Below are 23450 nucleotides of genomic sequence, written 5' to 3' on the forward strand. Positions count from 1 at the left end.
CTCCTCAATTTCAATGAACAAACGAAACATCCACGCCTTCGGCCGGTTGAAAGCGGTATTTCAGGCCAGATGTAACACAGACCCGGATATGCTGATCGATCAGGATCGCTTCTGTTTCCGGGAATTTCTTCAGGCATTCGAGCCCTTTCTCGATGCCTGCGACAAACAACATGGTGGATAAAATATCGGCGGTCTGCGAGCTTTCAGAAATAATTGTTACGCTAACCAGGCCGGATTGGGATGGGTAACCCGTGGTGGGATTCAGAATGTGATGAAACCGCTCTCCTTGCCTGTTGGCCGCGTAACGCTGGTAGTCGCCAGAGGTTACCACCGACTGATTGGCTGCCGATACCGATCCGATGAGAAGGTCTTTGTTGCGGGGGTGTTGAATCCCCACGCGCCAGGGTGAGCCATCAGGCTTCGCGCCGAGGGTCATTACGTTCCCGCCCAGGTTAGAAAAAGCTGAAGTGATCTCAAAATCTCTCAGGATTTCTGCAACCCGGTCAGCGGCGTAGCCTTTGCCAACACCGCCCAGGTCAATGGACTGCCCGGTGCGCCTGAGGCCGGCGGTCATATTCAGCTGATCCAGCGCTAAGTCCTGATCGTTGGCCAACGAAAGGGCTTGCTGAATGCTGCGCGTATCCGGCACGGAGAATCTGGCTGCGCCGATTTTCCACAAGGCTACCAGCGGACGGATGGTCACCGCGAAGCAGCCAGGACAGGCGCGCGAAAGCTCAAGCGATTTGCTTAACACCTCAAAGGTTTCAAAGCTCACAGGCACGCTTTCCATGCCGGCGCGGGCATTGATCGTACTGATCTCGCTGGTGGGGATAAACCGGCTGAGCAGCGCTTCGATCCGTCCGATCTCTTGAACAATCGCGGGAAGAGCCGCGGCCTGATGCGTGCCAAACACTTTGTGGGTCATCACCGTGCCCATCGCAGAGTGGGTGGTCTGCGCCCCCTGGATTTTTCCTATCAGCATTTTTACTCCACGCTTTCCTGCCGCCCGGCGGGAAGGTCCATTGTGCCGGTGAGCCCTTTGATGATAAATTCAGTCAGATACTCCTGAATTTTGGGGAAGAACTGTAGGCCGATATCCTCTTTGTGCTCGTCGATGATAATGACTGTGGAAAAGATGGCCATGATCATCTCGCTATCGATATCCTGCCTCAATTTGCCTTCTGCCTGCCAGTTCTTCACAATTTCAATGAAGCTGGTATACATGAAATCCACATAATCAAGGCCATGCTCTTCCCGATATTTTTCTTCGATTTTGGCAAAAACCTCTTTGTTGTACCATTCGCGCAAGATTGGGTTCGACGCCATGCCTTCCATGTTTCGCTTCATCATTTCCTGGATGACGGCGAGGGGGTCTCCGTTCGGATCAATCGCGGCGAGAATTTCTCGTTTGAGCTTCACATTTTCTTCCAGGAAGAGTTCCATGAAGAGCTTTTCTTTGGAAGAGAAGTAAAGATAGAACGTTCCTGCCGCGATGCCGGCCATTTTGGTAATATCGGCGATCCCCGTAGATTTGAAGCCGTGGGTGCTGAAGAGCTCTTTGCCGCACCTCAAGATTTCCGCTTTTTTATCCATGTCTGCCTGCCATCCATTTCTGTTGTATGATCAATAATGAATGAATATAAAAATATTCATTCATTATTTTATTCAAAACCATTGATCTTGTCAACCCATGATTTTGTTTTTGGGGAGATAGGGAAACTTGCGTTAGGTGGATGTGGTATCTGCTGGTATAACCTGCAACCCAACCTGACCTAAAAGTGCGGGTAAAGACCGGAAGAACGCCCGGTTTTTTTCTTTCTCTGTTTCGGGAAGTTCTTCCCAAGGAATTAAAGTCGGATTGGTTTTGGCGGTTTTATTTTTGGGGCCGGGGTGATATTTCCAACCTTCGTTAATTTTCTTTTGCATCCATATTTGGTGCTCTACTTTTGCCATCGCGTCAAGCGTCTCTTCAGAAAATTGGGATGAGGGCGCTGCCCAATCACTTAAGGCTTGAATGTCGTAGCCAAATTGTGACAATATTTTTAACTGGTGGTCAACCAAATCGTAATTCTGCTGGCGCAATTCAGGGCTTAAGGTTTCCCAGCTCTGCAGGGAGGCAGGTGAGGATGATGCCGCGGATAGGCTTTGGGTGCGTAAATACTCATTGTGCAAGGCTTCTGCCAGAAGGTCTCTGGGTAACAATTTAAGTAATTCTGGCGTGCAGGTGCTTTCCAGAAGGAGGAAGGGGATGAGTTTGAGCAATTTCGTTGTGCTTTGCCCATTCAGAATTCGAGCCAGACCTTCGCGATCGGCCATGCGCAAGACGACCGGTACTTTGGCGTGAGTTGCGGTTTGCAAGTCCAAGCCCGCCTCCAGGGCGAGGGCGTCCTGGTCCACGCAAATGTAGATGCAACCGATGGTCTCTTGAGGCAGAAATTTTGCCAGTTCAAACTGAGCAGAATGGATGTTCATGTCGAACGGGCGGTCAGCGATGGCTTCTTTCAATTTTGGGTAACGCGCATGCAAAGTTTCCATCACCTGGCTGGCCTGTAGATCAATAATGGTTACAGGCAGTTTCCAGTTTGGATTTTGTCGAACATTCCACCAGGAGCGGGCCATGTGTACCAGCAGGTTTTGCCCGAACTTTCCCACACCAACCAGAATGATATTCGCTGGCGGTTCAGCCGGGTTCTGCCAGGCCGGGTATGTTTGCAGCATGCGCACGGCTCCACGCTCGAAAACATTAAACAATTCCATCTGAAAGGCGTTGAGTTGAAATTTCACCATCTGATTTTTCAACAAGGCGCACAAACGCGGATCGTGAATATGGACCATGCATTTTAACTTGCCGCTTGCATCCCCGGAAAGGCATTTTTCCGCCTGCAACGCAATGGTTACGTTAGTGCCATCGTTATCGCACACAGCAAAAAGCGAACCTGCCCGCCCGATACCCGCCCGGTGAAGTGTGGATGGGTCACTCGCGTCTCCAATGATGATAAATGCCCCACGGTCACGGCAATTTTGAATCCAGGGGTGGTTTTCATTTTTTTCAATAATGACAACCCTCTTTTGGTCATCGCGGAAGGAATTCGCCAGGAGAAAGCCTTTGCGGCTTAACCCACAAATGATGGTGTGATCCGAAATCCGCCATAACCCAGAGGTGAAAATCCAGTCGTGAAACAATTCCCAGAAGGCTTTGATGGCAGTAACTGCGCTTAGAAAGAGAATAAAAAACCGTGCGAAATTGAGCAAGAAGGGCACGGGAGGTTCGGGGCTGCCAGACTCCATGGAAATGAGCTGAAAAGTAAGGTAGAGCTTATCCCACAGGGTGTAGGAGAGACCGTGCCAGGCGGCGTATTGAGCAAAGCCAACCACACCCGATGAAAAACCCAGCACCCACAGCAGGATGAGGATAGCCCACTGACGATCGCGGCGGTCTGAAAGCAGATTCATAATGGTCTCTTTACCCTGTCATTGGCGTTCAAAAATTCTCGTAATCGACTCTTCCCTGTTCATCTCCAAGACTGGTTGCCGTTTGCGTGCCAGAAATGCGATTGCCGGCGTGAATCCAGATCATCGGAATTTTCCGCCGGCGCGCTTCCAATGCGATTTCACCTGTTCCGCCTTTTCCTTGCGAAGCAGAACCATCCCAGATCACCAGTAGAATATCACAATTCTCCAGCAGGAACAAACCCAAGGCTGCATAGGCTTGGTCAACGTCCGGTTGGGCAGGCAGTTGGATAACTTCTTGGGCTTTGTAGAGATATTGGGTAAACTCCTCGCGAGAATCTGCCGTGGAGAAGCTGAGCAGGTACTCTTCTGGTGGTAACGGTAGAATCGCGATAAGATCAGACTGATGCTTTAAGAAAACACTGGCGGCCAGGCGGTCAGCGCCTTCTGCCAGGGGAGAGCATATTTGCCAACCAATTTGGGGGAAACGAAAGTGGAGTGTTTGACAAACATTCTCCAGGGCAGCGGTTAATCGCTCCGGGTCACTTAAAAAGCGGTGGCCAGAGATTCCTATACGAAGAATTTTGCGAGTGTTGGTCTGTAAGATCGGCATCATATTGAATAAAGGAAGGCCGGCGAATACCACCGGCCTTAATTCGGTGATTGTTTCCATTGTAATGCAGGTTCTGCAATGTAGAAGCACAGATGGTTTGGTGAAAGCCGGATCACTCGTTTTGTAGCTCGAGGAGCGTGCCTTCATCAAATGGATTTTGGCCGGCTTCCAATGCTTCTATCCAGGCATCTCGTTTCTGGCCATACTCCTCATAAGCGTCGATTTCTTTGGTGAATTCCACAAAAACTTTGAAGTCTTCCACCGCACCTTGATAATCGCCGGAAAGCGCGCGCGCCAGTCCGCGAGAGTCGTGAATCATCGGAACGATTTCTGGCTGCGATTGGTTTGCCAGGGAAATGGCCCGCTCACACGTCGGGAGTACCTGCTGGGCGTACCCATCAATGCTGCCCAACCAACACAAGCGATTGTTTAATGAATATTCATCAATCAACTCCGATTGCCGCAGCGATTCTGCATAAGCCCATTGGGCTGTTGGAATATCCTTGTCCGTTTGGGCGTCGTGAGCCAGGGTGATCATTTGATCCAGGGAGGATGTCGACGCCGGCAAGTTGGGGCAGGTCTGTTGATAAGGGACTTCTGGAATATACTGCTTCCATTCTATATAGCTCAGATTGCGATTAACCATCTGGCACACATCAATATTTTGCGAGAGATAGCTCACATCCCAAAAACGGATGGTTTTATCTCCGCTGCCAGAGACCAATTGGCTGCCTTCCGTGTTGAAGGCGAGCGCGTAGATGGCGTCTTGATGCCCCAGCAGCGGCTGGCCAATACGCTTATGGCTGGAAACGTCCCAGAGAATGATGGAACGGTCAAAACTGGCCGACGCCAGTGTTTTACCATCCGGGCTGAACGCAATGGCGAAGACATCATCAGAGTGACCAGTCAGCGGCATGCCAATTTGCTGGTGTGTGGCGGCATCCAGAAGAATGATTGAAGATTCGCTGCCCACGGCCAGAATGCTGCCATCGGGGCTGAAAACCAGACTGTTGGCGTTGGGTGAATACAATGGAACGGGCTGGCCAATTTGCTCTCGTTTGGCCACATCCCAAAAAATGAGTTTGTTGCTCAAAAGTCCGGCTGAAACCAGCGTTTTGCCGTCCGGGCTAAAAACCGCGGCGATGCCAACATGCGAATCAACGATCAACGGATCCGCGATTTGTTGATGGGTTTGGGTATCCCATAAGCGCACGGTTTGATCACGCCCGGCAGACGCCAGCAGGCGGCCATCCGGACTGAAGGCCACACTCATCACTTCCGCGGTATGCCCGAGCAGGGGCGCGCCGATGGGCTGGCGGGTAGCCGTGTCCCACAAAATGACGGATTTGTCGCCGCTGGCCGAGGCCAGCATGCTTCCATCCGGGCTGATGGCGAGACCGCGGATAAAGTCGGTGTGCTCCACCAGCGGCGCGCCTATCGGTTGGCGGGTAACAGCATCCCAGAAAATAATAGCATTATCACCATCGCAAGAGATCAGCGTTTTTCCATCCGGGGTGAAGACGGTGCCAAAAATGCTGTCTGTGTGCCCCAAAAGGGGTTGATTGTTGATGCTGAATTTGGAAATATTCCAATTGATGATGGTTTCATCACTGCTCGCGGATACCAGACTCTTCCCATCTGAGCTGAAGGCGATGCCATTGATGGTCTCGGTATGCGCTTTCAGGGCTTCCCCAATTTGTTCATGTGTTTTGGGATTCCAAATACGAATGGATTGGTCAAATCCGGCAGAAGCCATCAGGCTTCCATCCGAATTGAAGGCGATGCTGTAGATGGATGCGATATGCCCCCGCAGCGGAGCCCCCACCTGTTGCTGGGTGGCAATATCCCATAATTTAATGGTGTCGTCCCAACTTGCGGAAGCCAGCAGACTTCCATCCGGGCTGATTGCCAGAGCCGTAATATGGCTGTTTTCTTCCATCGGCTCTCCAATGGGTTGGAGTGTTTCCGTATCCCACAGGATGATGGTGTTGTTTTCCCCATAAGAGGCCAGAGTCTTTCCATCCGGGCTAAATGCGGGGCTTGCTAAAAAGATAGTGGTGTCTGGAATTCGAGTGGTTTCTCCTTTCTTTTGGAGAGTTGCCGCATCGAAGAAGCTAATATACCCGCTTTCATCTTCCGACAGGTTGGCGACAGCAATTATATTTCCATCACTACTGAACGAAACACCCAGGGCAATCGCCGATTCGCTCAGCCTGTATCGGACCGGTTCAGGTTGGGTAAGGTTCCATACATACACCCTGGAATCGCTTGCCAGCGAGGCAAGAAGATGCGAATTGGGACTGAAAGCCAGTTGACGCACATCATTTGCATGCGCAAGAATGGGGTCTCCGATGGCCTGGTTTGTCTTCGCGTCCCATAAAATGATCGTTCCGTCTTCATCTCCCGAAGCGATGATGGCGCCATCCGGGCTATAGGCCACGGCCGTCACTGAGCTTAAGTGACCGCGCAAATAGGCGTGAATGGGCGCTTCAATCAATGCTTTACGAATCGCCAGGTGAGCTTCAACAGTATCCTCAACGGTCAGCGCCTGCTGGCCCAGCAGGGCGGCCTGGTCAAAGGGCAATCCCTCGGCCTGAGCCGCCAGCTGCCTGGAAAGAGCGATATTGGCCTGGTGTTGGGCTTCTTTGGCTTTTGAATCGGCAAGAGCTTTTAATTGCTCAGCTTCTTTTTGGCGGGTCAACGCCAGGTTTGCCTGCTGCTTTGCTTCTTCTTTTTGAATGCCGGCGAACACACCAAATCCGGCGGCCAGCAGGGCGGCGATCACTGCCACCAATCCCACAATAGCGATGACCCGGTTGCGGGCGCGCAGGCGCGAAACGTTTTGCGCTTGTTCGGCGGCGCGCTGCTTCTCCGCTTCGGCAAGCTGGCGGGCGGTTTCCAATTCTTTTTGGCGCTGCGCCTCGCGAAGGTCGGCTTCACGTTGAACCAGCGCCCGAGATGCGGCAATAAATTCTTGATCCAGTTCGTCCAGCTCATCGGGGTTTGTTTGGCTAAATTCGAGCGCTTCGGCAAGGCGCGCGCCGCGGTAAAGGAGGCCCTCATCCTGCTGCATCTGCTGCCATTCCTGGGCGGAGGCAGATATCCTGCGCTGCAGGCGCAGGTTAGCCCGGTCTTCACTCAGCCAATCGCGCAGGCGCGGCCATTCTCGAATGAGCGCTTCGTGGGCGACCTCGGCGGTGGTTTCTGTGGTGGTGATCAGGCGCGCGTCGACCAGCTTTTTCAGCAGCTTACGGCTGGAGGGAAGGTCATTTGCTTTTGCATCAATTTCTGCCAGGAGGACACGCCTGCGGGTATCCTGGGTGCCTTCACCCAGTTCAGTGAGCTGCAAAAAGATGCGCCGGGCTTGATGTTGTTCCGATTCGGATAATTGGCTGAACACCGTCTCGGCGGTGTGGGCGATAGCGCCGCGCACGCCGCCGGAATCAATGTATCCCCGCACGGTCATCCAGCGACCTTCGCGCCGCTCCCATGTCTCTAACAGGGCGTGCGAAAGCAATGGGAGTGCACCCGGTTCACCGACGACCTCGCGTAGGAGCAAATCGACCAAACCGGCTTCAAGTTGCCAATTCCCCTGTCTGGCAGGCTCTTCAATGGCTTTGCGCAGTTCTTCCGTGGTCATCGGTCCGATGAATTGCTGGTTTTGGGTTACAGCCTCACGCAGGTTGGGGTAATCAGCGCAGTGCGCATAGAAGTCGGCGCGCAATGTGATCACCACCCGCATCAGACCACCCGTTTCCAGCGCGGCGGCAGTGATGAGATTATCAATGAAGGCCTTGCGCTCGGATAGGTCCTGGCACTGCGTGAACAATTCTTCGAATTGATCAACGACCAGCAATGCCTGCGGATTTGACCCTGGAAGCGTTTTGCCCATGAAGAGATGCAAGGCGCGGGGTGTTTGTTTGAAATCTTGAATGAGCGTGTCGGCGGCGGTAACGGAAGCGGATTCTTTGGTCAGGCTCAAGGCGAGAGAATCCAAAGGGTGGGCGCCGGGTGTGATGATGTGAATCGGCCATTGGCTGGAGCCCTGTGGCGGATAGGTCTTGTCTGCTAAAGGAGAACCCTTGCGCAAAGCCGGGACCATTCCCGCGCGAACAATGGAAGATTTGCCGCTGCCCGACGCGCCAACAACCACGGCCAGGAAGCGGTGATCGCGCAGGTTGCCAACCAGCCGGGCGATGAGCATTTCGCGCCCGAAGAAGAGTCCCGCGTCTGCTTCGTCAAAATAGTTCAAGCCTTTGTAGGGGCAATCACCTGGCTCGGGTGGTTGGAGAGAGGCGGGTGTTTCGCGCAACACGCGATTGGCAATGTTCACGTCACCGGCCAGAAGGCTGGGAATTGTTTTTGCCAGCCGGGCGGCATGCTGCTCGATGGGCGGAATGGTGGCATCCAGCCATTGGCGGCGCTTGAGAAAATACTCCAAACCAGAGGAATAGGGCACATTCTCGATAAGGAAGGGGAGGATGATCAACCCGTTGGCGTCCGCGTTGTGGATTTCGTTCAGCACCTGCGGAGAACTGTTGGACTGCGCAGAGTAGATCAGCACAAAAACCCGGGCCGATTGAATGGCGTTGGCAATAGCAGCCGCCCAGTCGGGGATACCGGGGATAAGCTCTTGAGAGGCCATCCAGCAGGAAATACCTTGAGATTGCAGAACGTTATATACGGTCTCCGCAGCCTGATGGTCTTTGGATGAATAGCTAATGAAAACATCGTGTGCCATTTTGCGCGCCTTTGTGCCTTGCCAGTCTAGTTCTTTGTAATCTTCTTCGATGAAATCAGCGTATACCAATCGGTGGTATCGCTAACCATGAGAGAAATTGCCTGATGAGCAAGCCAGCTAAAGTCCTCGAAAGAAGACTCGGGCCGGGATTGCTCAAGAATAACGCGTGTTTTGATTTGTTGGAGGTCATTGACCATTTGCTGGCTGCGCTGCGATAAATCTTTGAACCCAATCAGGTTGTGAATGGAGAAGAAAGTAACCGCGAAACCAGGCAAAAGCATGGCCAGCATGTTGGCAAAAGAAGCCAAAAAGGTTTTCCCGTCCACGGCAACTTTGACCGCGCCGGTATAGAATTCGTGTTTCGCAATCCATTGGTTCAAACCCAACGATGGTTCGACTGCCTGAAAAACAGCCCGCGCAATGACCGTACCGATTCCCAGCCAGAACAGCCCCCAAGCCGTTTTGGTCAGTATGTTTGAAATCTTTCTGTAACGGGAAGCAACCAGCTTGTGATAATGGATCTGATGGTCCAGCAGTGTTAAGAACTGGGTAAAAAAAGCTTCTTTAATTTCAGGCTGCTCAAAGTGAATGGGATGAATACTGGCTGCTCGCACGATGCTCCTGATCCGGTGGCGGACGGGGGAGCTTTTGGGCAGCTTTTTCTCGAAGCCAGCGATGGTTGTATTGATAATGGGGATATTATAAGGAGAGAAATGCACAGCCATACGCAGGGTTTCGGCAAGATAGCGCTGATTGACGAAGTTCTTATGCCACCCACGATAGTCAGTCTGGTTGCTTAACCAGTTGATGGAGAGATTGAAAAAGGCTTGCATGCCAAACCCGGCTGCGGCCAGCCACACCCAATTCAGCGGAAGGTTGAAAAAGAGATACCCGCCCACGCTTTTTGCGTAAAAGCCGAGAGCCAGGGCAAGGTTGGCCAGTAAAGGCAGGATGGCCCTGAGAAGCAATGTGGAGCGGTATGCGTTGTTGAAGGAGATAGCTGCCGTGTCTGCCTGTTGGAACGATTGCTGCAAATAATCAACCTGTTTTTGGCTGGCTTGCAGGGCTTTTGGCAGAGCTGTGCTGTTCGACAGGTTGGGGTCCGAAGTTGGTTGAGCAGACGAAACTGGAAATAAACGAATAAAGTGAGGGTAAAAGCTCGCCCAAAAAGGCGTGTGTTTCACGCCGGGCTGGAAGAGGGCTGCCAGGTCTTTAGCGGCGGCCTGTCTTTCCGATTTTGACCCCAGTCCCAGCGTTCCATCGAGATAATCCACGAGCTGCTCGGTTTTGAAAGGCGCGCTATAGCTATCTTGACACCAATAAACCTGCTGTGGATGAAGCGGATCGAGCCATACGACGGGGATATGATTTTCCGCGGCTGTGCGGATGATCTCCCAGAGACTTCCCTCGCCATACAATTCGCTTCCGTCCCACAGAGCGATCACCAGGTCGCACTGAGCCACCATCCAATGACTCATTTCGCGCAGGCTTTTCGCCGTCAGAGTGGGGGGCATATCAAATTCGACCAGGGGATATGAATCCAGCAGGAATGGATCGATTTTCTGGTATTGCTGGGTGGTTGAGGGGGACGGGGAAATGCAATAGGGGGAATAACCCAAACCGACCGCGGTCTGAAGTGGAAAATCCCCCAGCAAGGGTGAATAGAGGATTTTCAGGTCGAGGGTTTTTTCGTCAAAACCGAGGCAATTCTGGTTATAGGGCAGAACCAGGTTTTTGACCTGCGCAAAGATGCTGGTGATATGCTTGATCACTTCTTCATGATTGAAGGAAGTGGAAAAACTGCCAGCAACGGCCAGGTTGAAAACAAGGGGAGGAAATGGATGATCAAGGGAAACAGATTCAATTTGGGTTGCGCGCTGGGGTGATTGTTTCATTGGAACCTGCTGTTGTGGTGGGCTTTGAAGATTCATAAGGGCCATTCATTCGCGCGCCCTGTTGAATCTATTCCTATTTAATTGTGAGAACCACACTGCTGTGCTTTATGGAAATTAAAAAGCAATTATACTCTTCCTCCAAGTTTATGGTGATTAAGATTCCTGGCAAATCGGCCAGACTGTTTTCGTCAAACAGCAATCACGTAATGTAGACCATCATTTTTTTCTGCACGCCAGTCGAATCAGTTTTCCGTTTCTGTAAATTTTTACCGGCGCGTATACGTCCAGAAGACGCACTGGCTCTCACCGGTGAAGCCGTCTTCGGTAAACGTCATGGTAACAATATCAACGCCATCACTGGCCTGGTAGGTATTTTCGTCTACTTTGGCGAACTGGCTCTGCTGGTTTCCGCTGGCAAGAATGACCTGGTTCCCTTCAAAGCGGATTTGCATCTGGTTGATTTCACCGGAGGCCGGTCCGCTGCAATTGCCCGAATAGCTCGCTGTGTAAGTGTAGTTATGCGTGCCGCTGTTCGCCTGTTCGGCGCTGCTTAACGGCGCGTCTGGATCTACGGTGATGGTGGGGCGCAATACCGGCGCCGGGGTGGCAGTAATGGTTGGGGTTGAGGAGGGCAGCGGTGTTTGGTTGGGTTCAACAGCCTCTGTGGGAGTGGGCGTTTTTGTGTATCTGGCCACTTTGGTCAAGGTTTGATTGCGGGCAGCTTCCGTTTGGCGCATGAATTCAAGATCGATATACATTTCTTCCCAGTCGGAATATGCGTCCAGCTCATAACGTTGAACTGGCGCGGGATTCTGACATTTCTTCACTGTCCATTCATCCTTTGTGCTAGTTGATATTTTTACCCCGGAAATTAAATGGCAGCTAAGCGGAGATTCTTGCGGGTTGTAATCAATTTCGGCATTCACGTTCCCTTCAAAGCAGGTGATGTCTGCGGTGTTCAAGGACGAAATATATTGAACCGCCATTTTTGAGCCAACGATACTGCCGGTCATGACCGGGGTATGCACTTTGAAGCTGCCGCCCCCCAATTCTTTGGTGACGCGAACATATATCAGCCCATCTGCAAGATCAAACAACGTGATCGGGTCTTGGAGGGACGTGGAAAAAGTGACCAGCGAAGCCTGAGTATTGGGGGTGATGCCCACCAATGAGCCGTCGTTGATTTCCAGATACACCCAGGTATCTTCACCCGTGCGGATGATATCGCCCGGTTGGATGATAGTTTTATGTTCCAGAATCTGCCAGTTTGCTTCCCCATTTCTTAATATCTCAGGCTGCCCGCTGCGGGTGAGGGCAACCATTTGGCGGCTGGATGCTTCGACTGCCGGGCTGCTGCAAGCCGATAATACAAAAAGGAGAACAATTAAGGTAGCGAGAATCATGGCTGCAAGACGTTTGCTTTGCATTCAAACCTCCCCCGGATTGTGGATGTTGGAAGGACGGATTCCAGTCTATTTTTACCCCAAAGAGATTTTGCTTAATTATAGATGATTTTCTCTACGGCGGATTTGAGCGTTTGCTTGTATACTGGCATGAGAAATGTTGTTTCTGACCCGACCGCGAATTGAAATTCCACCATATTAAGGAAAAGGAGCCGCGTTATGCCGATCCCCGATAGCTGGCTTCCCGCTTTGGTCGGTGAGACCACCCAGCCCTACTACGAGCAGCTTTACCGGTTTGTGAGTGAGGAACGCCGAAAATATCGAGTCTATCCGCCAGCGGAAGATGTGTTCAACGCCCTGCGCTACACACCATTTGAGCGCGTGCGCGTGGTGATCATTGGACAGGACCCATACCATGATGAAAACCAGGCGCATGGATTGGCCTTTTCCGTGCGCCCGGGGGTGGCTGTTCCCCCTTCGCTATTGAATATTTATAAAGAGCTGCGGGATGATGTTCAATTTCGCATCCCCAACCACGGCTGCCTGATACCCTGGGCTGAACAGGGGGTGCTGCTGCTGAATGCTGTGCTGACGGTGCGCGCTCACCAAGCCAATTCGCATCAGGGAAAGGGTTGGGAGAGTTTCACCGATGCTGTGCTGCGCGCAATCAACGCCAGAGAAAGCCGGGTGGTCTTTCTGTTGTGGGGAAGCTATGCCCAACGCAAGGCCGAATGGATTGACAGCAACCGGCACACCGTGCTGAAGGCGCCGCACCCTTCACCCCTTTCCGCCTCGCGCGGGTTCTTCGGCTGCCGGCATTTCTCCAAAGCCAATCTGGCTCTCCAGTCGGCCGGGCTGCCGCCGATTAACTGGCAGCTGGCAGATTTGTAAAATTTAGGAAGGAAGATGGTTTCTGGAAACTAATTGATTAGACCAAAGCTGCCAGCAAGAATACCACAATCAAAATAAAAATCATCACCCCTAATACCGTGGAGTAATTCTTAGGGTCAACTTGCCCATTCCGGTCCATTTTTCTAATGAGTGGGAACAGTCGCCCATAAAAGGACAGGGTCGCGGCGGCAAGCGCCAGCAGGCTTAATCGCTGCAGGTTCAAATCTCCAAACAGGGCGATCACCCCCAGGAGCAAAAGAAAGATTAATTTTGCTCCGGCTACCCAATTAACCAGGTATTGAATGAAGTCGTGAATTTCAGGGTATTGTTTGGATTCTTCCCAGGCAGAAAATACGCCCACCGCGTTGGCTCTTTTTGAGCCGGGGGCGAAATATAGCGCCAACACATTGGAAGTCTCCAGAATGATGAACGAGATAATCACGATTTTTGCAATCATGGTTTGATCTCCTCACGCATATGGCCAGACCCACTCGCCGATCAGGCTTGTTTTTTCTTTGAATGCTTGAGGATGCTTTGGGTTGCATACCAGCCTGTCAGCATCGCGATGGGCACGCCGGCCGGGGAATATGCCCATTGGCCTGCCTGGTAAATATTGGAGACGGGGGTTAAGACAGATTTTGGAATATCTTTCAATTGGTTGATCACCGGCGGGGGCGTTTCAAACGACCAGCCGGTAATGGCTCCTTCGGAGCTGCCGGATGATTTTTGGATGGTCAGCGGCGTGGAAGAAAACTTAAAGAGGATGTCTTTATCGATGTTTTTATAAATGGATTCCGAAAGAATGCGGATCACCCGGTTTTCAACGGCTTCTTTGAATTCCTCGTACCAACCCGCTTTTTCGACTTTCTTGATCAATTGATAATCAAAAAGACAGCTCACCATTAATCCCGTCTGCCCTTCAGGTGCGAGGGTGGAATCACGCAAGGCGGGCACGGATATTTCGTAGGTGTTTAATTTGAGATATTTTTCCAGCCAGGCGAGGATTTCGATTTTTGATTTTTGATCGAAATCTTCAATCAGGCTCAGCCTTTCTGACTGGTTTGTCTCTCCCAAGCCTTGTTTGGAGGGCGTGTAGAATAAATGCTCACCACCATTTTGCCGGAAGTATGAAGGCGGTCGGTTGACCCCCAGGTGCAAAATGAAGGTCGACTCGGCCCCTTTGGAAGATTGAATGCGCTGCGACTCAGGTTCGATTTTGGCGGTTATTTTCTCGTCTAATCCGGCCGGATTCAGGCTGCGATACATGGTTTTCAGGTCTGCCGCCCAGATCAAATAATCATAGGGATATTCAATCCCGTTTGAGTCAATCACTTTTGATGCGGAGGGAACGATTTCTGTGATGTGTGTGTTCAGTTTGATTACCCCGCCCAAAGCGAGTACTTTTTCTTTCAAGAGGCTGCTTAAAGCCCCTGTGCCGCGCCTGGGATAAAAGTAATCCAGGTAAACATAAAAATACCCCAGCGCAAAGTAGGTGGGCGTCTTTCGAAAGAAGTGCTGAATCAAGATGTCCATCAATGATCGATTGGATAGGTGGCTCTGAAGAAAATCTTCCATTGGTTTGTTGTACTGGTCGAATTTTCTGAGCGCGTGCAAAAACTTGAAGGTCCAGGGGATCAGCTTTCGGAAGATGAATTTTGTATCGCTCTTGAAGTCAACAAAATTGGGGTTGTCAAATTCGTATAATACCTGTGTATATTCCGAAAGCTGCCCCATGATGGCGATGATCTGGTCAATTTCCGCTCTGCTTTCAGGGTACAGATGCACCAGTATCCGTTTGTATTCCTGTAAATCCTCCATCGAATTGATTCTGAACAGTTGATCTTCAATCCCGATGGAGATGCCATTTGGATAGAAATCCCATTCAATCCCCAAATCCTTCAACATCGGTTTGACGATTCCGGAATTGACAAACGCCCTTGGGCCGGAGTCGAAGAAAAAACCGTCGTTCTCAAAGGTGCTGACCAACCCCCCGACTTTATCGTTTTTGTCGACTACCAGAACGTTGTATTTCTCGCGGGCTAAATACGCGGCAGCTGTTAGCCCTGCCATTCCTGCGCCTACAATCACGATTTTCTTATTTTGACTTTTCATATAGGTCACTCAAATCGATACTTATTTTCCATAGTTTTTCCGCAGCATTTATATCCAGTGCCGGAGGGGCGGGTTCTTCTATTGTGGTAAGGTTAAAGAATTTGCCGGAAACATGATCCAGTTCTGAGGAGACTCCTAAATAGTAGAGGGCTTCTGCGGCAACCTCCAGCGGCCGCGCAGATCGATCAATGAATATGCTCTTGAACTTTTTATAAAGCCAACCATTGTCTTGCCCGCTGTTGGTTTTGACATTACCGGGGTGCATCGCGTTCACGGTGACCCCGGTTCCTTGATAATAATTATTCAATTTTATCATCAATAGCAATTGCGCCAGTTTAGCCGCGCCATAACTCTTTAATCCGGAATAACGATGTTGGTTCCAGAATAAATCATCGAAATGTAATCCTGAAACGGCAAATCGATAGGCTTCAGAATTGACAAACAGGATCCGTCCGCTGTTTTGCGATTTCAACTTTTCCAGGAGGTAATAATTCAGAATGAAGGTGCTGAGATAATTGGTCTGAAAGACTGCTTCGAGATGATCCTCCGTCAGCTTTTTTTTCGTCAGGTACACACCGGCATTGTGGATGAGTACGTCGATATTTCTTTGCAAGGCGGCTAATTGCCTGGCTGCCGAATGCACGTCTGACAGTTTTGAAAAATCTGAGATGATATAGGAGCAGTTTGTATTGAATTCGCCGCGCAACTCCGCACACAATTCTTCTGATTTCTTTTGGCTGCGGTTGACCAACAATAAATCTGCCCCATGAGCAGCATATTTTTTTGCAGTGACATAGCCAATGCCTGAAGTGGCTCCCGTAATGACCACCAACCGATGCTGGAACTCATCGGTGCAAACTTTGGGGTCCAGATTCAGATTCTTGATCATTGCAAAGATATTCGACCATTGATATTCCTTGAGATATGGATTCAACACGCCTCCCGAGAAGCTGGTTCTGTGTGCTCAATGCTATGCTTCCATTAATTATACGGTCATTCTGCGGTGATGATTTTCGGTCGTATCGTTTTTTTGAGCGCCTAAAGGCAGCAAATGGGAAAAAGTTGCTTGCAGCAGGGGGGCTGAACGATAATTTTTTACTTTTCGCCCCCCGCTTTTCTGGTAAGCGGAGATTTGCAAACGGGTTGATCACTGACACTGGGTAACCTTGACTGGTCAGAACATCATTCAGAGACAGTCAGTATAGGCAGGTGACTTCCAGACCGATGGATACTTCATTCAAGCGGGCGGTGTCTCTGGCAGACGTAGCCACCTGTGTGACCGACCTGCCCACTGCCTTGCTGATCCCCAGGCCCATTTCCGGACAGGCATTGGTTACAATTGAGACCTGTCCGGTGATACGAATAAGGTTTCTATCCTTTTTCTGCTGAACTCAGTTCTTCCAAAACTGCTCGCGCCAGGATTTCATCGACAAATAAATCGGTGCAAACACCGCTTCGCAGCACACCCACAGTGGCTCTCGCTTTCTCAATTCCTGAGGCCAGGGCGATGCGGTGCTTTGCGCGCGTTAACTGTGGAAGGTCAATCCCAATCAAGCGGTCGTGGAAATCGGTTTGGATGTAGCTTCCCTGGATGTTAAAATAGCGCACAACCACATCTCCCACCGCGCCCTGCTGTTCAAACATGGATAGGTTTTCCGGCCCAATGTAGACGACCTCACCGTCCTGTGGAACGATCGAACCGACACCCATGATAGCATAATCCAAACGATCCCACAGCGAAGAAACGCCTTTCACCGCCTCATCCTCATAAAGACTGGTGCGCAGCGTGTTTGAGCTTACCAGCAAGGGCACCAGCAGAAAATGAGCGCGGCCATTGAAAGCGTGCGCAGTGTTCATCACCATTTGATTGATCTGCGAAAACGACCCGCTGATGCCGCTGCTGCTTTCACCAAGCAAAGGCACTACATCGACCAGGCGCGGTCTGCTGGGGGCCAGCAAGTTGATTACTTCTGCCACGGTTCTGCCCCACCCCAAACCAATCACATCACCGTCTTTGAGCGAATCTTCCAGGTGTCGCGCAACCACACCCGCCAGCGAGCGGCGGGTGAGCGTACTGGAATTATGTGAACTGGGAACCACCACAACATGATGCAGCCCGGCCAGCTCTTGAATGCCGCAGGCCAGGTCTTCCAGATTGTCTTGGGGATTGATAATAGAAAACCGGATGATGCCCTGATCTCGCGCTTTCTTGAGATATAAAGCAACCAGGGACCGCGATACCCCCAATTCATCCGCAATCTCTTGCTGGGAACGGTCTTCCAGGTAATAGAGTGTGGCAATTTGGATTAGGGTTCCCATCGAATTGTTTCGATCACTGCTCATCTGTCACCGCCGTCTTCGTGAAAGGATATTCTTTCTCAACAAGGCATCCGCCGCGACCCCAACCAATGCTGAATTGAAAAGAAGCTTCGCCTACCACCTGCAAATCGCGTCAGGTTTCTTCTGCCATCAAAAAAACTTGAACGCAGCGGTTAATCCGGTCGATGAATTCTGAAGACCATCATTGACGCTGCCTCTTATGACAATCAAATCCAGATCGAGCAACTCGACAACTCTGCTTATGTTAATCACTATCAGCCAGATTGTCAGGGTGAGAATTCCCTGGGCGGCTGGGCGGGTCGCCCTTGGCTTGAAACACCTGGCGGGTGGTTACCTTCCGATTTTTTCACCAGGCGCGCGAGCGCCGGGCTTTGGCCCGCCTTGTAAGCCGCTTGCCCGCCCCGCGCTATTTCCGGCCACGAAAGTCTCCACACACCTATTGCGCCCGCAGCCACACGCGTAATATCTTCTGACTAAATTACCACTTTATGCGTCTTGCGAATGGATGTAGAGATCGTATCCATATCTGGCGGCGCGAAGGTGCGGAGGTCGATCACCTCCACTTCAATCCCCTGATTATCCAGATCATTGGCGGCAGCCAACGCGCAGTGAGTCATAACCAGTGTGGCAATCGCGGTTACATTTTGGCCAACCCGTTTAACATCGGCTTTGCCGAACGGAATGGAGTGCATTGATGATGTGCCACTCCAGTATGGACGCCTGGTATCGCGCAAACTGCAGCTAGCCAGTATTCGTGTGGGTATCGATATATCCAGCCTGTATTCTTTCTGCCTAGGAATCACAACATGGGATTAATCCACACCGCGACTCGGTTTTGTAAACATAAGTCTCCTTATGATTACTCCTGATTTTCAAGGGTCATTCGTTGAAACACTCGACTGAGACCAGCGGGTAAAGCCTTTGAATGTCTTCCATCCGGCAGTCCGCAGTTCCCTCCGTCAGTACTACCGCGGCACTGGTGGCAGCCGATAGGCGCAGCGACTCTTCCCAGCTCATCTGCTGTGTCAGCGCGTGGGTGAGCGCTGCTGAAACCGAGTCTCCTGCGCCGGCCGCGTTCACCGCCACCTGCTGCGGGGCTTTTGCCCGGTAAGCCGTATTCGGCAACACTAGCAGGATGCCATCTTCACCGGCAGTGATCACCACGCAGTCCACTCCTATTACACGCATCAACTCTCGCACAGGGGTTATCAGGTCTTTGAGAGCGGCGGCTTCCAGCCCAAACGTGGCTTTGAATTCTGAGCGGTTCAATTTGAGAATGTCTGGCTTGTGGGGTAGGGCGGCCAGCATGGGTTTGCCTGGCGAGTCGATTAGGCATTTCGCGCCGTGCTGGTGCGCGATGTGAGTCACCTGGCCGAACAGGTCATCTGGGCAGCCTTTGGGCAAAGAGCCGCCCATAATCACCCAATCCGCATGCGGGGCGTGCTGTTCGATCTTCCGCAAAAACTCCCGCCACTCTTCCTCATTGACTTCATACCCTACGGTCATAATGTGGCTCAAGCGGTGATAGTCTTGCTCAATCAGCACATTGGCTGTGCGCGTGTCGCCATGCACCCACACCAAGTCGTGCTGAATGCCGTAACTATCCAGGATGGCGGCCAACGCCTGGCCGGTATTCCCGGCCATAAAACTGACCGCAATGTTAGGCGCGCCCAGCACCTGCAGCACCACAGAGGCGTCCAGTCCTTTGCCGCCCACGCTGTCTACCATGCGCTCCGCACGCATCACGCTGGTCGGCTCAAAATGGTCAATAAACAGCACGCGGTCAAGGGCTGCGTTCGCGGTAACCGTCAGGATCATGCTCTTCATTCCCCAATCAGACGCTGCGCCATAATGCACCAGCAGTTGGTATCGATCCGTTCCAGCGCATCGACCGCTGCGTACAGGTCTTTACCGGCTACCATGATTCCATGGCGGGGCATCAGCACGGCCGCAGCCTGTACCTGAATGCGCTCGTCCTGTCCGCGCAGGCCTTCCACAATGTATTGCGCCAGGTCGGCGCTGTGCGCGGGCGCGTATTTGACCACATTCACGGTTCCAAATTTTTCGGTGGCTTCCATCACTGCCGGAATCGGTTTTTCTGCCACCACGAAGGGCTGAATGTGGAATGCGTGCGCGTGGATCACCGCTTTGCAGTTTGGAAAATTGCGGTAGATTGCCAGGTGGGCTTTGCCTTCTCGCGAGAATAAGGGATGATTTAACAGCTCATCACCTTGCAAGGGGCCGCTCAAAATATCTTCGGGGTTAAGCTGCCAGTGGCGTTTCGATCCGCTGAAGCGGGGGGTGATATACACCGTTTCGCCGTCCCGAGCGCTCAAGTTGCCGCCGGCCATGTCTGTCAGACGCCGCTCGAACATGGTGCGGGCGATGGCTACAATTTGTTCGGGGATGTTTGCCATGAAAAAGCCTTTCTTTATGGTGTTCTACTTCGATAAGTCTTTCTGTAAGTGGGAATAACCCTCAATATCTTTGTTCACGGTTGTGCGCGAAACCAGTGAAATATGTTGATAGAATAGGGGTGTGATCAGAAGATGGTATTATAATTTGCTATGTTATCATTTGTCAATGACAAATGTCAAATTTTGGGAATTCCATTCCAATTTTACGCATCAACCTGAGTAGTTTAGCGGAAATTGCCCAACCCGGTTTGGCGCAAGCACTTCACGTATTGATCATCCCAGGTTTGTGCGTACGCGGGGAGCAATAACGCCGTTGGAAACGAATTGCGCGCCAGTTCGCGTGCCTCATTCAGCAACTTCACTTTCCCTGTGCCACCATCTGCAGCAGCACATTCCCGATGGTAGTCGCTTCATGCGGGCCGGGTACACCAAGGCACAAAAACTGTGATTGGCCGGGTGGATGATCACGCAAAGGTGGTTCAGAAAAGCGTGTTCTTATCCATTTTTGCACTGCCGAAGTGTGGGCCAAAGCAATAAGAGCAGCTCGCCGGGCAGGCCAGGGAAGGCACGATCATGATGTGACGATGCATGTTGGCTCTTTTCAATGGATTGGCATGAACTGACCACTCAGCAGGTATTATGATGACTCCTAGATCACAGGCAGGCTCAATACACGATCATGGAAGAAGCCATTTCTGAATCATGATCATTCGTATAGGTGAAATCACGTATCAGGCGAAGAAATTTCGCCTTTTGGGAAAAAAGAAAGACAGTCTTAAGCAATTATAGCCTCGCAAGAAACACCAGCGCTACCGCTGCCAGACTGACCAGCGCCCAGATGACGCGGTTCCAGTCCCACAGACGCCGCCCGTTATAGCTGATCAGCGGGAAGAAGGCAACAATGGATTCCAAAATCGCCAACATTCGGCTGAGCTGTTGCAGGGGGAACAGCACCGGACCCAACCCCGGCGCCAGATTCCAGCGCAGCGCTGCCCAACTTCCCCAGGCGACCACCAACGTCGCGAGCGTTCCCGCCAGCGCCATTGGTCCAATTTTGGGCAACACGTCGCGATAGCGCCATTCATTCCCCACGGGATAGAAGCTGCCAGGGAACGGAAAGAAGCCGCCAAAGAGCAGCGCGATGATCGCTACTAACGTTGTGCTGGATTCCCACGCGCGGAAACGCACAGCAAAGCCCTGCGCTTTTGCCGCTCCCCACATTGCCAGCGACCGGAGACCGAAGAGCGCCAGGATGGCGGTTGGAATCGTCCACAAATCATTGACACTCAGAGTCCCCACTCGCCACACCGCGACCAGGAGCAACAACGCATTGATGAGCCATGTTCCCAGCCACTGTAGCAAGGGGCTGTCGGGTTGTTCTTCGCCGGGTTTGACCCACAGAAAATGCCCCACATCGATGAAGTGAAAGGAATGCCACCAATAGGGGAGGATGCCAAATCCATAACGGCGTAACTGCTCCCCCAGCGAGAGAATCGTAAAACCGCGCGTGGAAAAGACCTTGCTGGAGCTGGTGTTGTACCCCTCCACGCACGCCGAGAATTCTGTGCAGCCCTGTGCTTCAAAGAATGCCAGCGCCCCCTCAATCAACGCCTGCCCTGCGCCCAGCCCGCGCGCTTCTGGGTCGGTAAAGAGCCATGAGACAAAACCCACCTTCCGCTTACTCGCAGTGAAAACCTTGAGTACCACGCCACCCACAATGCGGCCCGCGTGCTCTGCTACCAGCACATCCTTACTCCACGTCTGAAACAGCCAGGTAGGCGGAGAAAACGCCCGGCGCATCACTCTTTGCGCCTCAGCCTTCTCTCCATCGCGGATGGGCCGAATGAGTAGCTCTGGATTGATCATGTTGAATCTTCTCCTATGAAATCGCCGCTTGCGGATTGCACCAAACGCTCAGGGATTTAGCCTGGATATGGATGCGATAAGGGCAGACCGCTGCCTTGTCAGATTGCCAGGTGGTGTTTTCCAGCGCACACCATAGCTGGATGGTATGTGCTTAGAACCCCTTGCAAAAATCTCATCGTCTGGAGAGAAGGCCATGCTGTTTACATTACCCGTTCGTTTCAGACAATGAGAGGTTTTTTGAGCAAACTCCGCAATTTACCTGACCTGAGGGACGCTCTCCTGATGAGGCCGGAGGATCTTTGATTACGAGTTTCTTGTCGTATGCATTTTGATTACGACACCTGGAGGACAATGGCCACGTAATATTTAATGAACATCCACAAATTCAGACTTTATGGCCCTTTCACGTTTTTGATTTGTCAAGATTCATCAAGAGATGAATGAAGGGGTCAATTACATCCTCGTTACTCGAACCTGAATTGTGGGTTTTGTCATCGGAGCGTGGGTGACCCAACGCCAGAATTCCTTGCCAATGCCGGCCATCATCCGATCGAAAGACAGGAAATTTACCATCAGCCCATTTCTGTGGTCGGTAGCGGATGACGCCATCCAGGCTACTTTTTGGGCGGGTTCTTCAGGCATATTTCCCCAGAAGCGAATGACCGTATTCAGCGGCAGAACTTTCTCTTCGAATCCGGGAATAGCATCTACCTGGGTAAGCATTTCTGTGATCACCAACCCCGGATTAAAGGCCATCACTTCCACACCTGTTCCGGCATATTCCCTGGCAAGCGCTTTGGTAAAATTTTTCACCCAGGCTTTACTGGATGCGTACGCATTCTGATAAGGCACTGGACCAGATTCTCCGCGGCCAAGCAGGTTAATGAGTTTTCCGGAGCCTTGAGTAGAGAAGTGCTGCATTGCGACATAAGAACCGTAATAGACACCCATGATATTGGTATCGACTACTTTCTTAAATCGCTCTGGCGCGATGGACATGGTTAATCCGTAAGGGGCGCTAATGCCAGCATTGTTGATCCAAATATCAAGACGGCCAAAGGTAGCAACGGCCTGCTGTGCCAATCTCTCTACATCTTCAAGTTTTGAAGTATCACATGGGAAACCTTCCGCTTTGTATCCCTCTTTTTTTAATTCATGAACAGCTGATTGAAGCGTTTCTGCTGTCCGGGCAGCCAAAATCACGTTAGCTCCCTGTTTGGCAAGGGCTTTTGCAATCGCAAATCCCAATCCTCTGCTTGAACCGGTAATTACCGCTGTTTTTCCTTCTAAAGAATTCATATACCTTTTTGCCTTTTCGCCTACGGAGTTGTACTTTTCCAATCATACTATACAAAGTTGTTTCAATATAAAAAAATCGGCCAAATTATATGTACAAACCACTACCGCACCACCCATTCATAAAATTCAACCTCTGATTACTTAACGCTAGGGCAGTTTTGTGTTTGATGGATTTGTTATTACAAAGTGAAAACGACAGGCCTGAGGGATTCCGGTTCACTGAAAAATCCTCTTGTCCGATGCATCTTCGGTGAAAGTAATTTTTCGCGACCATCAACCCTCAGGCCCTCGCTCTGCACCCCTTTGGGGACTCTCTCTGTAGCGGGGAGTGGATTCAAACAATTACGCTTCGAGAAGCACACTGCAAAGGGCGCATGCTTTATGTGGTTGAGGCAGTATCCTTCTCAAAAGCTGGTATGTTGA

The 23450-nt window shown here is 51.4% G+C and carries 17 protein-coding genes; 1 reads left to right on the plus strand and 16 read right to left on the minus strand.

Annotation, left to right across the window (positions count from 1 at the left end; all coding sequences use genetic code 11):
• Positions 1-10 precede the first annotated feature (10 nt).
• The 7 genes from ADN00_RS13555 to ADN00_RS13585 form a co-directional block, all read right to left on the minus strand.
• Entirely contained in the window at positions 11-982 is a 972-nt protein-coding gene (locus ADN00_RS13555) for an FAD:protein FMN transferase (RefSeq protein WP_075063532.1), read from the minus strand.
• A gap of 2 nt (positions 983-984) precedes the next feature.
• Entirely contained in the window at positions 985-1593 is a 609-nt protein-coding gene (locus ADN00_RS13560) for a TetR/AcrR family transcriptional regulator (protein WP_075063533.1), read from the minus strand.
• Between the two features lie 132 nt (positions 1594-1725).
• Entirely contained in the window at positions 1726-3453 is a 1728-nt protein-coding gene (locus ADN00_RS13565; RefSeq protein ID WP_075063534.1) for an NAD-binding protein, read from the minus strand.
• 28 nt (positions 3454-3481) lie between these two features.
• Positions 3482-4123 carry a hypothetical protein gene (locus ADN00_RS13570; protein ID WP_075063535.1) on the minus strand — a complete coding sequence of 214 codons (642 nt, stop codon included), beginning with the start codon at positions 4121-4123 and terminating at the stop codon, positions 3482-3484.
• A gap of 52 nt (positions 4124-4175) precedes the next feature.
• On the minus strand, positions 4176-8804 hold the full coding sequence (locus ADN00_RS13575; RefSeq protein ID WP_152966356.1) for an nSTAND1 domain-containing NTPase: 4629 nt from the start codon (positions 8802-8804) through the stop codon (positions 4176-4178).
• Positions 8805-8830: 26 nt separating this feature from the next.
• A complete protein-coding gene (locus tag ADN00_RS13580) occupies positions 8831-10699 on the minus strand; it encodes a hypothetical protein (protein WP_075063537.1) in 1869 nt (622 codons plus the stop codon).
• Between the two features lie 266 nt (positions 10700-10965).
• Positions 10966-12126: a FecR family protein gene (locus ADN00_RS13585; RefSeq protein WP_075063538.1), complete on the minus strand. Its 1161-nt coding sequence runs from the start codon at positions 12124-12126 to the stop codon at positions 10966-10968.
• A gap of 195 nt (positions 12127-12321) precedes the next feature.
• Between ADN00_RS13585 and ung the strand changes: the two genes are divergently transcribed.
• Positions 12322-12993, plus strand: a complete 672-nt coding sequence (gene ung, locus ADN00_RS13590) for a uracil-DNA glycosylase (protein WP_075063539.1) — start codon at positions 12322-12324, stop codon at positions 12991-12993.
• 37 nt (positions 12994-13030) lie between these two features.
• Here the strand turns inward: ung and ADN00_RS13595 are convergent, their stop codons facing one another.
• The 9 genes from ADN00_RS13595 to ADN00_RS13635 form a co-directional block, all read right to left on the minus strand.
• The gene (locus tag ADN00_RS13595; RefSeq protein WP_075063540.1) at positions 13031-13450 is read right to left on the minus strand and encodes a hypothetical protein; all 420 of its coding nucleotides are present in this window, start codon (positions 13448-13450) and stop codon (positions 13031-13033) included.
• 41 nt (positions 13451-13491) lie between these two features.
• A complete protein-coding gene (locus tag ADN00_RS13600) occupies positions 13492-15105 on the minus strand; it encodes a phytoene desaturase family protein (RefSeq protein WP_075063541.1) in 1614 nt (537 codons plus the stop codon).
• On the minus strand, positions 15089-16042 hold the full coding sequence (locus ADN00_RS13605) for an SDR family NAD(P)-dependent oxidoreductase (protein ID WP_407944721.1): 954 nt from the start codon (positions 16040-16042) through the stop codon (positions 15089-15091). The genes ADN00_RS13600 and ADN00_RS13605 overlap by 17 nt, the downstream gene beginning before the upstream one ends.
• A gap of 434 nt (positions 16043-16476) precedes the next feature.
• The gene (locus tag ADN00_RS13610; RefSeq protein ID WP_075063543.1) at positions 16477-17448 is read right to left on the minus strand and encodes a sugar-binding transcriptional regulator; all 972 of its coding nucleotides are present in this window, start codon (positions 17446-17448) and stop codon (positions 16477-16479) included.
• A 470-nt stretch (positions 17449-17918) separates the two neighbouring features.
• Positions 17919-18137, minus strand: a complete 219-nt coding sequence (locus ADN00_RS13615) for a transketolase C-terminal domain-containing protein (RefSeq protein WP_075063544.1) — start codon at positions 18135-18137, stop codon at positions 17919-17921.
• A gap of 187 nt (positions 18138-18324) precedes the next feature.
• On the minus strand, positions 18325-19272 hold the full coding sequence (locus ADN00_RS13620) for a 1-phosphofructokinase family hexose kinase (RefSeq protein WP_082390138.1): 948 nt from the start codon (positions 19270-19272) through the stop codon (positions 18325-18327).
• The gene (locus ADN00_RS13625) at positions 19269-19862 is read right to left on the minus strand and encodes a class II aldolase/adducin family protein (RefSeq protein WP_075063546.1); all 594 of its coding nucleotides are present in this window, start codon (positions 19860-19862) and stop codon (positions 19269-19271) included. Before ADN00_RS13625 ends, ADN00_RS13620 begins: the two co-directional genes overlap by 4 nt.
• Before the next feature lie 783 nt (positions 19863-20645).
• Positions 20646-21728, minus strand: a complete 1083-nt coding sequence (locus ADN00_RS13630) for a GNAT family N-acetyltransferase (RefSeq protein ID WP_075063547.1) — start codon at positions 21726-21728, stop codon at positions 20646-20648.
• Between the two features lie 453 nt (positions 21729-22181).
• Positions 22182-23027: an SDR family NAD(P)-dependent oxidoreductase gene (locus tag ADN00_RS13635; RefSeq protein ID WP_075063548.1), complete on the minus strand. Its 846-nt coding sequence runs from the start codon at positions 23025-23027 to the stop codon at positions 22182-22184.
• Positions 23028-23450 lie beyond the last annotated feature (423 nt).

It is taken from the genome of Ornatilinea apprima, assembly GCF_001306115.1.
In the GTDB taxonomy this organism is placed as follows: domain Bacteria; phylum Chloroflexota; class Anaerolineae; order Anaerolineales; family Anaerolineaceae; genus Ornatilinea; species Ornatilinea apprima.

Excerpts from the sequence above, each read along its gene's own strand:
- ADN00_RS13595 (WP_075063540.1), bottom strand. The coding sequence starts at position 13,450 with ATGATTGCAAAAATCGTGATTATCTCGTTCATCATTCTGGAGACTTCC.
- ADN00_RS13570 (WP_075063535.1), bottom strand. The coding sequence starts at position 4,123 with ATGGAAACAATCACCGAATTAAGGCCGGTGGTATTCGCCGGCCTTCCT.
- ADN00_RS13565 (WP_075063534.1), bottom strand. The coding sequence starts at position 3,453 with ATGAATCTGCTTTCAGACCGCCGCGATCGTCAGTGGGCTATCCTCATC.
- ADN00_RS13630 (WP_075063547.1), bottom strand. The coding sequence starts at position 21,728 with ATGATCAATCCAGAGCTACTCATTCGGCCCATCCGCGATGGAGAGAAG.
- ADN00_RS13610 (WP_075063543.1), bottom strand. The coding sequence starts at position 17,448 with ATGAGCAGTGATCGAAACAATTCGATGGGAACCCTAATCCAAATTGCC.
- ADN00_RS13555 (WP_075063532.1), bottom strand. The coding sequence starts at position 982 with ATGCTGATAGGAAAAATCCAGGGGGCGCAGACCACCCACTCTGCGATG.
- ADN00_RS13580 (WP_075063537.1), bottom strand. The coding sequence starts at position 10,699 with ATGAAACAATCACCCCAGCGCGCAACCCAAATTGAATCTGTTTCCCTT.
- ADN00_RS13585 (WP_075063538.1), bottom strand. The coding sequence starts at position 12,126 with ATGCAAAGCAAACGTCTTGCAGCCATGATTCTCGCTACCTTAATTGTT.
- ADN00_RS13625 (WP_075063546.1), bottom strand. The coding sequence starts at position 19,862 with ATGGCAAACATCCCCGAACAAATTGTAGCCATCGCCCGCACCATGTTC.
- ADN00_RS13615 (WP_075063544.1), bottom strand. The coding sequence starts at position 18,137 with ATGCACTCCATTCCGTTCGGCAAAGCCGATGTTAAACGGGTTGGCCAA.
- ung (WP_075063539.1), top strand. The coding sequence starts at position 12,322 with ATGCCGATCCCCGATAGCTGGCTTCCCGCTTTGGTCGGTGAGACCACC.
- ADN00_RS13635 (WP_075063548.1), bottom strand. The coding sequence starts at position 23,027 with ATGAATTCTTTAGAAGGAAAAACAGCGGTAATTACCGGTTCAAGCAGA.
- ADN00_RS13575 (WP_152966356.1), bottom strand. The coding sequence starts at position 8,804 with ATGGCACACGATGTTTTCATTAGCTATTCATCCAAAGACCATCAGGCT.
- ADN00_RS13600 (WP_075063541.1), bottom strand. The coding sequence starts at position 15,105 with ATGAAAAGTCAAAATAAGAAAATCGTGATTGTAGGCGCAGGAATGGCA.
- ADN00_RS13620 (WP_082390138.1), bottom strand. The coding sequence starts at position 19,272 with ATGAAGAGCATGATCCTGACGGTTACCGCGAACGCAGCCCTTGACCGC.
- ADN00_RS13560 (WP_075063533.1), bottom strand. The coding sequence starts at position 1,593 with ATGGATAAAAAAGCGGAAATCTTGAGGTGCGGCAAAGAGCTCTTCAGC.